Origin of the sequence: Luteococcus sp. H101 (assembly GCF_038433155.1) — a bacterium.
Classification (GTDB): Bacteria; Actinomycetota; Actinomycetes; order Propionibacteriales; family Propionibacteriaceae; genus Luteococcus.
In genome coordinates, this window is the sequence record NZ_JBCDMW010000013.1 from 95,958 (window position 1) to 107,608 (window position 11,651).

An 11,651-nucleotide genomic window follows, 5' to 3' on the forward strand; every position below is an offset into this window, starting at 1 on the left:
CAAGCTCGGGGGCTGTGGGATCAGGCACCCATCGAGTGCACGCCGCCGTCGACGTGGATCATCTCGCCCGTGGTCTTGGGGAACCAGTCGCTCAGCAACGCCACGACACCCTGGGCGGTGGGCACCGCGTCGGTCAGGTCCCAACCCAGCGGGGCGCGCTCGTCCCAGACGTCGTTGAAGGTGTTGGAGCCCGGGATCGCCTTCTTGGCGATGGTGTCCAGCGGGCCGGCGGCGATGATGTTGCACCGCACCCCCTCGGGGCCCAGGTAGCGCGCCAGGTAGCGGCTGGTGGACTCCAGGGCGGCCTTGGCAACGCCCATCCAGTCATAGGTCGGCCAGGAGATCCGGCCGTCGAAGGTCAGGCCGACGACGGAGACGTCGTCGCTGAACAGCGGCTTGCAGGCCATGGTGAGGCTGGCCAGCGAGTAGCTGGAGACCTTCAGCGAGGTCGCGACGTCCTCCCACGGGGTGGTCAGGAAGCCACCGCCCAGCGCGGTCTCCGGGTTGGCATAGGCGATGGAGTGCACCAGGCCGTCAATCCGGTCCATCCCGTGGGCCTTCAGGGTCTCCGGCAGCGCGGCCAGCGCCTGGTCGTCGGTGACGTTCAGCTCGATCACCGCGGGCACCGGGTCCAGCGCCTGCACCACACGGTTGGTCAGGCTGAGCGCGCGGCCGAAATTGCTCACCACCACGGTGGCGCCCTGCTCCTGGGCGATCTTGGCCACCTGGTAGGCGATCGAGGTCTTGTGGGTCACGCCGGTGACCAGGATGTTCTTGCCTTCGAGGATTCCCATGAACTGCCTTCTGTGCTGGAGATTTTGGGGGGTGAGAGGAGTGGTCAGTGTCCCATGCCGAGGCCGCCGTCCACCGGCAGCACCGCGCCGGTGACATAGCCCGCAGCATCACTGGTGAGGTAGCGCACCGCGGCCGCGACGTCGGCGGGGTCGCCCAGCTTGCCCACCGGAATCTGGCCCTGGTAGCGCTTGATGGTCTCCTCGTCGAGCACGGCGGTCATGTCGGTCTCGATGAAGCCGGGGGCCACCACATTGCAGGTGATCCCGCGGCTGCCCAGCTCCCGGGCGACGCTGCGGGCCATGCCCACCAGCGCGGCCTTGGAGGAGGAGTAGTTCACCTGCCCCGCCGAGCCCAGCAGGGCGACGACGGAACTGATCAGCACGATCCGGCCGTGCTTGAGCTTCATCATCGGGCGCACGGCACGGCGCACCACCCGGAAGGTGCCGGTCAGGTTGGTGTCCAGCACCGCCTCGAAATCCTCATCGGACATCCGCATCAGCAGGCCGTCCTTGGTGATGCCGGCATTGGCCACCAGGATCTCCACCGGCCCGTGGGCCTGTTCGACGGTCTTGAACGCCTGTTCCACCTGCTCCGGAATGGTGATGTCACACGGCACCCCCAGCACGCCCTCGGGCACCTCGCCGGAGCGGTAGGTGGCTGCCACCTTGTGCCCGGCACGCTGCAGGTCGACGGCGATCGCCCGGCCAATGCCCTTGTTGCCGCCGGTGACCAGCACGCTGCGCGGGGTGAAATCGGATGCGGACTGTGGGTCGGGGGTGTCATGGCTCACCGAATCAACCTATCCGCCGGTGGCACGGCCAAACGGTGTGTGGCCACACAATGTCACCGGAGCTTCTTTGGAGGATTCCGCCCGCGGCCGGGAGACGTAGAGTAGGCCCATGGCCACTCCTGCCGAACCGCTGGTGATCACCGATGCCCGGTTGTCCGCCAGCGAGGACATCGAGATGCGGCAGCGGCGCTATGCCTACACCATGCTGATCCGCACCGTCTGTTTCGGGGCCATGTTCTTCGTGCCCGGCCTGTGGCGCTGGGTCTGTCTGGCGGGCGCCTCGGTGCTGCCCGCCATCGCGGTGATCCTGGCCAATGCCCGGGAGAACCGAACCCACCCGCAGGACCTGAACCCCTTGCCGGAGGACGAAAGCGCCGCCCCGATGCTGGCCCCCGGGCCGGTGATCCGGGGCACCGTCGTCGGTGACGACGGGTAGGGTCGGGGCCGTGAAGAAACTGTGGTTGCGGTGGATCGGGCTGGTGGTCTTCGTCGTCCTGCTCGGTGCCCTGTTCATCCGGCTGGGCGAATGGCAGATGCACCGGCTGGACTGGCGCCGGGAGACCAATGCCCGGGTGGTGGCCTACCAGCAGCAGCCGGTCAAGCCCTACCAGCAGGTCTTCACCCATCCGATCGCCGACGACGAGCAGTGGCAGCGGGTCACCGCCACCGGCACCTTCGACGCGAAGAACCAGATCCAGGCCATGTACCGCAGCCAGAACAAGGAGTCCGGCAGTGAGGTGGTCACCCCGCTGCACACGGACCAGGGCGAATGGCTGCTGGTGAACCGCGGTTTCATCCCCCGTGCCCAGGGCGCCAATGAGGTGGCGGTCCTGCCCGATCCCCCGTCGGGCAAGGTCACGGTGACCGGCTATGTCCGGCGCAGCGAGCATGGCAAGGACCAGGCGATCACCCCGCAGGACAAGATGGTGCGGCTGATCAACGCCCCGGCCATCGGCAAGTCCCTCAACCGCCAGGTGCTGGACGGTTACGTCGGGCTGACCGAGATCACCCCGCCGCAGAGCGGAAACCTGAAGCCGATGCCCACCCCGGAACTGGACGAGGGCCCGCACCTGTCCTATGCCATCCAGTGGTTCTGCTTCACCGCGATCGCGGTGGCCGGCGCCGTGGTGCTCATCCGTTCAGACCTGCGGGACCGGAAGAAGGCCCAGGCGCGCAGGGCCCGTCGGGAGCAGGCGGCGACGGGGCAAGACCCGCAGACGCAGGATTCAATCACGCAGGATTCACGCAAGGAGGACCAGGATGCAGCTCGCTCTTGAGGGACAGGTCTTCGTGGTGACGGCCGCCAGCTCCGGGCTGGGACTGGCCACGGCCCGGGAACTGGTGGCCGAGGGCGCCAAGGTGGTGCTGGTGGCCCGACGGGCCGAGGTGCTGGCCCAACTGGCCGAGGAACTGGGCGCCGCCACGCTGGCGGCGGATCTGGCCGCCGTCGACACCCCGCAGCGGGCGGTCGACCTTGCGCTGGAACGCTTCCGGCGGATCGACGGTGCGCTGGTCAGCGTGGGTGGACCGCCGAAGGGCAGCGTGCTGGGCACCACCGACGAGCAGTGGACCCAGGCCTTCGCGTCGGTCTTCCTCCCGGCGCTGCGCACCGCCCGCGCCGTCTTCGGCGCCAACCCGGCGGCCCGGATGGGCTTCGTGCTGTCCACCTCCGCCAAGGCACCGCTGCCGATGATGGCCCCCAGCAATGGTCTGCGCCCCGGTCTGGCGATGCTGGTCAAGCAGCTGGCCGACGAGGTGGGCCCCAAGGGCGGCCGCGCCTTCGGGCTGATGCCCGGTCTGGTGGCCACCGACCGCCTCACCTACCTCTACTCGCAGGCCGAGGACCCGCACGTGGCCCGGACCGCCGACGAGGCCAACATCCCGATGGGGCGGCTGGGCAAGCCGGACGAGTTCGGCCGGGTGGCCTGCTTCCTGCTCTCGGATGCCGCCAGCTATGTCACCGGCAGCGTGCTGGCCGTCGACGGCGGCGCCCTGCGCACCATCTGACGTGGCCCCGGACCTGACGTGACACTGGACGCTGTCGTGGGCCTGTTGGCCTGCCCCACCTGCCAGCAGACACTGACCCGCGACGAGGGACGGCTGGTCTGCCGCCGTGGCCACAGCTTCGACCTCGCCCGGCAGGGGCATGTCAATCTGCTGGGCCGGGCCGCGCCGCAGAACGCCGACACCGCGGACATGGTGGCCGCCCGGGCGCGCTTCCTGGGTGCGGGGCACTACCAGCCGATCGTCGACGCCCTGCGCGGCCGGGTACGGGCTGCGCGACGAATCGTCGAGGTGGGGGCCGGCACCGGCCACTACCTGGCCGGCGTGCTGGATGCCCACCCCGACGCGGTGGGCCTGGCCACCGACATCTCGCCGATGGCCTGCCGTCGGGCCGCCAAGGCGCACCCGCGGATGGGCGCGGTGGTGGCCGACACCTGGGCGGGCCTGCCGATCCGCTCCGGGGTGGCCGACGTGCTGTTGTGCTGCTTCGCCCCGCGCAATCCCGCCGAGTTCGCCCGCGTCACGGCCCCCGGCGGCCTGCTGCTGGTGGTCACCCCGAACGAGCAGCACCTGGCCCAGGCCCGGGAATCCCTGGGCCTGCTGGGAATCCAGGAGGACAAGCTGGCCCGGCTGAACCGTTCCATGGCCGGCGCCTTCGAGGCGATCTGGAGCCAGCGGATCCGCTGGACCATGACCCTGGACACCGCCGCGGTGACCGACCTGGTGCAGATGGGGCCCAATGCCTTCCACGAACACGGGGATGCCCCGGGCGACATGGCGGTGGACGCCGACGTGCAGCTCAGCGTCTTTCGTCGCCCGGGCATGGGTGGCTGACCGGCGGAACTGGCCTCAGCGCGCCAGGTGGACCCGGACCCCGGCGGCGATGAACTCGTCGAGCAGCTCGGGTGGGGCCTCGGGGGTGGTGACCAGATCGTCGAGGTCCTCGATGCTGCCGAAGCGGAAGGTGGAGGTGCGGGTGAGCTTGTCCCCCGTCGCGGCCAGCACGACGCGGGACGACGCCCCGATGATGGCCCGCTTGACCTGCGCATCCTCGTGCGTGGTGACCGTCAACCCCTGGGCGGGGTTCACGGAGCAGGCGCCCATCACGGCAAGGTCTGCCCGGAAGTCCGCCAGGGCCGCCAGGGAGGCGGCGCTGCCGCTGCGCAGGCTCGGCTGCTGGACCGGCCCACCCGGCGTGATCACCACCGGCCCGGGTTCACTGCTCAGCTCCACGGCCGCCCGTAGCGACATGCACAGGGCCGTCACCCGCCGTCCCGCCAGGGCACGCGCGACGGCGTCCATGGTGGATCCGTTGTCCAGGATGATCGACATGTCGTCGCTCACCAGGCCGGACAGCAGCTGGGCGATAGCCCGCTTGCCGTCGGCATTCTCCGCGGCCCGCAGCTCGTAGGGCAATGGGGTTCCGCGCAGGCCGACGGCCACCGCGCCGCCGTGCACCCGTCGGAGCAGACCGTGGCCCTGCAGCTCGGTCAGGTCGCGCCGAATCGTCACCGCCGACGCCCCCGTCAACTCGCTCAGCGCCTCGACGGAGATGGGCTGTCTCCCCAACGCTTGGATGATCATTTTCTGCCGAGATGATCGTTGCATGTGATCATTTGATCACACAGCATGGAGTCATGACGAACCTCTGGAACCACTTCTGGTCAACCTTCGCCCCCCGCGGCCTGCAGCAGACCGCGCGCCTGCTGGCCTTCGCCAACGGCACCGCGACCGAGGTCAACGACTGACCGGCTACTCGAACTGGGAGTGGTACAGCTCCGCATAGGGTCCGTTGGCGGCCAGCAGCTCGGCGTGGGTGCCCCGCTCGACGATCCGGCCGGCCTCCAGCACCAGGATCTGGTCCGCGGCGCGCACGGTGGACAGCCGGTGGGCGATCACCACGGAGGTGCGGTCGGCCATCGCCGCGTCCAGCGCCCGCTGCACCGCCACCTCGGATTCGCTGTCCAGGTGGGCCGTCGCCTCGTCCAGCACGACGATCGGCGGGGCCTTCAGCAGCAGCCGGGCAATCGCGAAGCGCTGCCGCTCACCACCGGACAGCCGGTAGCCGCGCTCCCCCACCATGGTGTCCAGCCCGTCGGGCAGCCGGTCCACCAGCGGCAGGATCTGGGCGGCCGCCAGGGCGTCGCGCATCTGCCGCTCGGAGGCGCCGGGCGCACCGTAGGCCAGGTTGTTGCGGATGGTGTCGTGGAACATGTGGGCGTCCTGGGTGACATAACCCACCATCTGCTGCAGCGACTCCTGGGTGAGTTCCCGGACGTCGTCGCCGCCGACCTTCACGCTGCCGTCGGTGACGTCGTAGAGCCGGGTGAGCAGGTTGGTCACGGTGGTCTTGCCGGCCCCAGACGGCCCCACCAGCGCGACCGTCTGCCCGGGTGCGGCGTGGAAGCTGACGTCGGTCAGCACCTGCTGGTTGCGGCTCTCCTGCCCGGGGGTGACCGGTTCCAGGGAGGGCAGCGAGACCAGTTCCGGGTCGGGGTAGGTGAAGCTCACCTGCTCGAAGTCGATCGACGCCCGGCCGCTGGCCCGACGGGCGTCGGGCGCGTCGCTGATCAGCGGCTTGAGGTCCAGCACCTCGAAGACCCGCTCGAAGCTGACCAGCGCGCTCATCACGTCCACCCGGACATTGGTGAGCTGCACCAAGGGGCCGTAGAGGCGGGCCAGCAGCCCGGCCAGCGCGGTCAGGGTGCCGACGGTCAGTGAGCCCTTGATGGCCATCCAGCCGCCGGCGCCGTAGACCAGGGCGGTGGCCAGCGCGGCCACCAGGGTCATCGCGGTCATGAACAACCGGCCCACCATGGCGATGGTGACGCCATTGCCGCGCAATTCCTGCGCCTTGCCGGCGAACAGCCGGTGCTCGTCGGCGGGCCGGCCGAAGAGCTTGACCAGCAGCGCGCCGGAGACGGTGAACCGCTCGGTCATCAGGGCGGACAGGTCACCGTTGAGCTGCATCGAGTCCCGGGTCAGGCCGGCCAGCCGGCCGCCCACCACCCGGGCCGGGATCAGGAAGACCGGCAGCAGCACCAGCGAGGCCAGGGTCAGCTGCCAGCTCAGCGAGATCATCGCCGCCAGCACCAGGGCCAAGGAGATCACATTGCTCAGCACGCTGGACAGCGTGGTGGTGAAGGCCCGCTGGGCACCCAGCACGTCGGACTGCAGCCGGCTGACCAGCTTGCCGGTGTGGGTGCGGCTGAAGAAGGCCAGCGGCATGGAGCTGACGTGGTCGAAGACCTGGGTGCGCAGGTCATAGATCAGACCCTCGCCCACCCGGGCGGAACACCAGCGCTGCAGGATGCTGAGCGCGGCCTCGGCCACGGCCAGGCCGGCGACGATGCCCGCCATCCGCAGCACCAGGCCGGTGTCGCCCTTGAGCACGCCATCGTCGACGATGGTCTTGAACAGCAGCGGGGGCACCACCCCGGCCACGGCGCTCAGCACGACGCACAGCAGGAAGACCAACAGCAGGCCCTGGTAGGGACGGCCGTAGCCGATCACCCGGCGCACCGTACCGGGAGCAAGATCATGGTGCTTCAGTTCGGGGTCCTTCTTCAGGCCCCCCATCAATCGGCCTCCGGGGCCACCCATTCCGCTCATCGTGGCCCCCTTCGTCGGCTACTTGGACTTCTTCTTGGACTTCTTGTCCTTCTTGGATTTCTTCGACTTGTCAGTCTTTTCCACCTTCTCGTTCGTCTCGACGAGCTGCTTCTTCTTGCCTGGGGGCTCGTCCACCGGGGCCTTCTTGGCCTTCCCGGCCTTCGGCTGTTTGCCCTTGTCCGGTGCTGGGGTGGACTGCTCCGCCTTCGCCTTCTTCGGCTTCTTCGGCTTGGCCGGCGCCTCGGGAATCCCCGCCATCGGCTGTTCCGCCGCGGGCTTGCGCCCCTTCGCCTTGCTCTTGGTGCTCGTCGCGGCCTCGTCCGCACCCTCGCGGGCCGGGTTCTCCGGGCTCTTGACCTTGGCCTTCTTGACCTTGGTCTTCTGGGCCGCCGGGGGCTCTTCCGTCGCCGGTACAACACCGGCCGGGGGATTGCTATTCCCCGCCCACGCCACCCGGGCCCGCTCGGCCCCGGCCTGGCCCCTGGTCGGGCCGCCGCGGCCGCGCAGCGTCACCCCGGCCTGCTTGAGCATCCCCTGCACCCAGCCATAGGAGCGGCCCAGGTCCGTGGCGATCGCCCGGATGGACTCACCCCGTTCATAGCGCTGCACCAGCTGCGCAGCCAGTTGCTCGCGGGCTGCCCCGGTGATCCGGGCGCCGCGTCCAAGGGTGGTTTCGGCCATGACGATGGTCCCTTCGTCCGCCCGTCGAGCCTTCCCGACGAGATGACCAAGATCAAATCACAACCAACCGCCCCCGGGGCCGCACCACGCCGTCGCGCGCCGCGCCGGGGAGCCGGTGCTCAGGCGAGCGCGACGATGTCGCGGTAGTCCTGGCTCCACAGGTCCTCATCGCCATCGGGCAGCAGCAGCACCCGGTCCGGGTCCAGCGCGTCGACGGCGCCCGCGTCGTGCGTGACCAGGATGATCGCGCCGGTGTAGGTGCTGATTGCCGCCAGCACCTCCTCCCGGCTGGCCGGGTCCAGGTTGTTGGTGGGCTCGTCCAGCAGCAGCACATTGGCGGAGCTGACCACCAGCATCGCCAACGCCAGGCGGGTCTTCTCGCCGCCGGACAGCACCCGCGCCGGCTTCTCAACGTCGTCGCCGGTGAACAGGAAGGAACCCAGCACCTTGCGGCATTCGGTGGCATTCATGGTCGGCGCGCTGGCCACCATGTTGTCCAGAACGCTGGCGGACAGGTCGATCAGGTCGTGCTCCTGCGCGAAGTAGCCGATCTTGAGGCCATGCCCGGGGATCAGCCGGCCGGTGTCGGACTCCTCCACGCCGGCCAGGATCCGCAGCATGGTGGTCTTGCCCGCACCGTTCAGACCCAGAATCACCACCTTGGAGCCCTTGTCGATCGCAAGATCAACACCGGTGAAGACCTCCAGCGAACCATAGGACTTGCTCAGCCCCTCGGCCATCAGCGGCACCTTGCCGACGGGCGCCGGCTCCGGGAAACGGATCCGGGCCACCTTGTCGGCCTCACGCTCGGCCTCCAGGCCGCCCAGCATCCGCTCTGCACGGCGCTGCATGTTGTGGGCGGCGGCGGCCTTGGTCGCCTTTGCCCCCAGCTTGTCGGCCTGCTGCAGCAACTGGGCAGCCTTCTTCTCCGCATTGGCACGCTCCCGCCGACGACGCTTCTCGTCGGTCTCGCGCTGCTTGAGGTAGAGCTTCCAACCCATGGAGTAGAGGTCCATCTCCGCGCGGTTGGCGTCCAGGTGGAAGACCTTGTTGACCGTGGCATCCAGCAGACCGGTGTCGTGGCTGATCATCATCAGCGCCCCGGGATAGGTCTTGAGGAAGTCCCGCAACCAGGCAATCGAGTCGGCGTCCAGGTGGTTGGTTGGCTCGTCCAGCAGCAGGGTGTCGGCGCCGGAGAACAGGATCCGGGCCAACTCGATCCGGCGGCGCTGGCCACCGGAGAGGTTCTGCAGCGGTTCGGCCAGCACCCGGTCCGGCAGGCTGAGGTTGGCGGCAATCCGGTGCGCCTCGCTCTCGGCGCCGTAGCCACCGGCGGCGATGAACTGCGCTTCGGCCTTGCTGTAGGCGCTCATCGCAGCCTCCCGCTCGGCGCCCTTGGCGGTGCTCATCTGCTCTTCCAGATCCCGCATCTTGACGATCACCCGGTCCAGTCCGCGGGCGGAGAGGATCCGGTCCCGGGCCAGCACGTGCAGGTCGCCGTCGCGCGGATCCTGCGGCAGGTAGCCCAGCTGCCCGCTACGGGTCACCTCGCCCCCAGCGGGCATCCCTTCCCCAGCGAGGATCCGGGTGAGCGTCGTCTTCCCGGCGCCATTGCGGCCCACCAGGCCGATCCGGTCACCGGGGATCACCTGGAAGGAGATGGGAGACAACAACAGGCGGGCACCGGCCCGCACCTCAAGATCCTTGACCTGCAGCACCCGGTGATTCTCCCAGTTGCGCCCCCGCAAGTCGAAAGCGCGGCCAGCTGGCACTCAGCTGGCCGCTTCCCGGGCACCACGGCCGCAGGCGCTGCCCAAGATGGCAATCTTTTGCCAATTGGAACGTGCAAGAGAATTTCTGTGTCAGCTGGGCTGCCAACTTTGGCGGCAATGCCGGCCCAACCGGGTGTGGCAGGGTGGGGACATGTCGAGGGATCCCAGCCATCGGTTGTTCACCGCAGTCCTGCCGCCGCGGGAGATCATTGCGCAACTCGACGACGCCCTGGAGCTCCCCCGCAGCCTCAGCGGCCCGGCGGTGCGCTGGAGCCCGCTGGAGAACTGGCATGTCACGCTGCTGTTCACCCCGACGGTCGCCGAGCACGCGCTCGATGACTATGCCGCCGCCCTGGCCGGTGTGGCCGCCCAGGCCGCGCCCTTCCCGTTGGCCGTCCGTGGTGGCGGGGCCTTCCCCCGGCTGGCTGCGGCCCGGCACCTGATTGCCTTGCTGGATGACCCCGGCGAAGGACTGCCCGCCCTGGCCGTGGGATGCCGACGAGTGGCCGGCCCGCTGGGGATCGGCTTCGAGCACCGCCCCTACCAGCCGCACCTCACCTTGGCCCGGCTGGACCGCCCCGCTGACCAGAGCACCAACGAACCCTGGCTTGCCCGGCTCCACACCAGCGGCTGGCGGGCGGATCGGCTGGCGCTGGTGGAATCAGTGCAGGGGCCCCGCAATCACAGCCAGTACACGGTGGTGGAGAGCTGGCCGCTCACCGGCCGCCCCCAGCAGCGGCCCGCCGGGTGACCGGCGGTCAGTAGCTGGCACCGCCCCCGAAAAGCGGCGATCGCCGGCACCCCGCGAGGGCACCGGCGATCGCGCAGATCAGGTGAAGACCAGATCGGGCCTGGCTCAGCCCAGCAGCTTCAGGCGGGCCGGGTCATCCTTGAAGGCTTCCTTGGCATTCTCCTTGGTGACCACCACCGGGTCCAGGGCGTAGATCGGCACCTCGACCTTGCCGTTGTTGGCCTTCTCCGACGGGTCGGGCAGCTTCTCACCCTTCTGCATCGCCTTGATCAGCTCCACGGTCTTGCCCACCAGCAGCTTGGTGGGCTTCGCCACGGTGGACCACTGCTCACCCTTCCAGACGGAGACCACCGACTCGTTCTCGGCATCCAGGCCGTCGACGACCGGAACCTCCTGGCCGGCCTGCTTGCAGGCGGTCATGATGGCGCGGGCGATGCCGTCATTCGGAGACAGCACGCCATGAACCTTCTTGCCCTGGTAGAAGCCCGAAAGCAGGGAGTCCATCCGGGTCTGGGCCTTGTTGTTGTCCCAGTCCGGGGTGGCGCACTGCTCGAAGGTCTTCTGTCCGGACAGGATCTTGAGGGTGCCGTCGTCGATCTTGGGCTGCAGCACCTTCATGGCGCCCTTGAAGAAGTTGGGGGCATTCGGATCGGTGGGGCCGCCGCCGAAGAGCTCGATGTTGTAGGGGCCCTCGCCCTTGCGGGCCTTCAGGCCATCCAGCAGGGACTGGCCCTGCAGCTCGCCGGTGCGCACCGAGCCGAACTGGGTGACGGCGTCGACGGCGTCGGTGTTCTCGATCAGGCGGTCGTAGCCAATCACCTTGATCCCGGCACTCTTGGCCTGGCCCAGCACATCGCCGAGCTGCTTGCCGTCGACCGGCCCGACGACGATCACCTTGCAACCCTGCTGGATCATGGCGCTGATCTGCTGCTGCTGGTTGGTGGCCTTGTTCTCGGCCGACTGGACGACGGCGGTCATGCCGGCCTCCTTGAGCTGGGAGGTGAACATGTCCTGCGCCTCCTTCCAGTTCTGGGTACCGAGCCAAGGCAGCGAGATGCCGATCTTCGCGTCGGCGGCGAAACCGGCACCACCCTCGGCGGCCGAGGAGCTGGACGAGGAGGAGCCGCCTCGGCTGGAGCCGCCACAGGCGCTGAGGCTGGCAGCGGCGGCGAGCCCGGCAACACTGCCGAGGAGCGACCTACGAGTGACCTGCATGGGGATTCCTTTCAATGGACCGGTGCGGAGT

General features: G+C 69.1%; 12 protein-coding genes. 5 read left to right on the forward strand and 7 right to left on the reverse strand.

The annotated features are described in order from the left end of the window. Positions 1-20: 20 nt before the first annotated feature. Both fabI and fabG read right to left on the reverse strand, forming a co-directional pair. Entirely contained in the window at positions 21-794 is a 774-nt protein-coding gene (gene fabI, locus AAEX60_RS04850; protein ID WP_342101594.1) for an enoyl-ACP reductase FabI, read from the reverse strand. Positions 795-838: 44 nt separating this feature from the next. Beyond that, positions 839-1,585, reverse strand: a complete 747-nt coding sequence (fabG, locus tag AAEX60_RS04855; protein WP_342101595.1) for a beta-ketoacyl-ACP reductase — start codon at positions 1,583-1,585, stop codon at positions 839-841. A gap of 109 nt (positions 1,586-1,694) precedes the next feature. Between fabG and AAEX60_RS04860 the strand changes: the two genes are divergently transcribed. Genes AAEX60_RS04860 through AAEX60_RS04875 form a run of 4 tightly spaced genes read left to right on the forward strand, consistent with a single transcriptional unit; the run spans position 1,695 to position 4,423 of the window. After that, positions 1,695-2,021 (forward strand): DUF3099 domain-containing protein, encoded by a 327-nt coding sequence (locus tag AAEX60_RS04860; RefSeq protein ID WP_342101597.1) that lies wholly within the window; start codon positions 1,695-1,697, stop codon positions 2,019-2,021. A 10-nt stretch (positions 2,022-2,031) separates the two neighbouring features. Next, a complete protein-coding gene (locus tag AAEX60_RS04865) occupies positions 2,032-2,862 on the forward strand; it encodes an SURF1 family cytochrome oxidase biogenesis protein (protein WP_342101598.1) in 831 nt (276 codons plus the stop codon). Beyond that, on the forward strand, positions 2,846-3,592 hold the full coding sequence (locus AAEX60_RS04870; RefSeq protein WP_342101600.1) for an SDR family oxidoreductase: 747 nt from the start codon (positions 2,846-2,848) through the stop codon (positions 3,590-3,592). Before AAEX60_RS04865 ends, AAEX60_RS04870 begins: the two co-directional genes overlap by 17 nt. Before the next feature lie 18 nt (positions 3,593-3,610). Next, positions 3,611-4,423, forward strand: coding sequence for a putative RNA methyltransferase (locus AAEX60_RS04875; protein WP_342101601.1), 813 nt, complete (start codon positions 3,611-3,613; stop codon positions 4,421-4,423). A 15-nt stretch (positions 4,424-4,438) separates the two neighbouring features. Here the strand turns inward: AAEX60_RS04875 and AAEX60_RS04880 are convergent, their stop codons facing one another. From AAEX60_RS04880 to AAEX60_RS04895, 4 genes are all read right to left on the reverse strand, one after another. After that, complete coding sequence (locus tag AAEX60_RS04880; RefSeq protein WP_342101602.1) at positions 4,439-5,197, reverse strand: DeoR/GlpR family DNA-binding transcription regulator; 759 nt, start codon at positions 5,195-5,197, stop codon at positions 4,439-4,441. A 144-nt stretch (positions 5,198-5,341) separates the two neighbouring features. Then, positions 5,342-7,201 (reverse strand): ABC transporter ATP-binding protein, encoded by a 1,860-nt coding sequence (locus AAEX60_RS04885; protein WP_342101603.1) that lies wholly within the window; start codon positions 7,199-7,201, stop codon positions 5,342-5,344. Between the two features lie 18 nt (positions 7,202-7,219). Then, positions 7,220-7,882, reverse strand: a complete 663-nt coding sequence (locus AAEX60_RS04890) for a helix-turn-helix domain-containing protein (RefSeq protein ID WP_342101604.1) — start codon at positions 7,880-7,882, stop codon at positions 7,220-7,222. Between the two features lie 119 nt (positions 7,883-8,001). After that, positions 8,002-9,600 carry an ABC-F family ATP-binding cassette domain-containing protein gene (locus AAEX60_RS04895; protein ID WP_342101605.1) on the reverse strand — a complete coding sequence of 533 codons (1,599 nt, stop codon included), beginning with the start codon at positions 9,598-9,600 and terminating at the stop codon, positions 8,002-8,004. Between the two features lie 205 nt (positions 9,601-9,805). Here AAEX60_RS04895 and thpR point away from each other — a divergent pair, with 205 nt between their 5' ends. Beyond that, the gene (gene thpR / locus AAEX60_RS04900; protein ID WP_342101606.1) at positions 9,806-10,405 is read left to right on the forward strand and encodes an RNA 2',3'-cyclic phosphodiesterase; all 600 of its coding nucleotides are present in this window, start codon (positions 9,806-9,808) and stop codon (positions 10,403-10,405) included. Positions 10,406-10,510: 105 nt separating this feature from the next. On the opposite strand, the gene AAEX60_RS04905 is transcribed toward thpR, so the two are convergent. Further along, positions 10,511-11,620, reverse strand: a complete 1,110-nt coding sequence (locus AAEX60_RS04905) for a substrate-binding domain-containing protein (protein WP_342101607.1) — start codon at positions 11,618-11,620, stop codon at positions 10,511-10,513. Between the last annotated feature and the right edge of the window lie 31 nt (positions 11,621-11,651).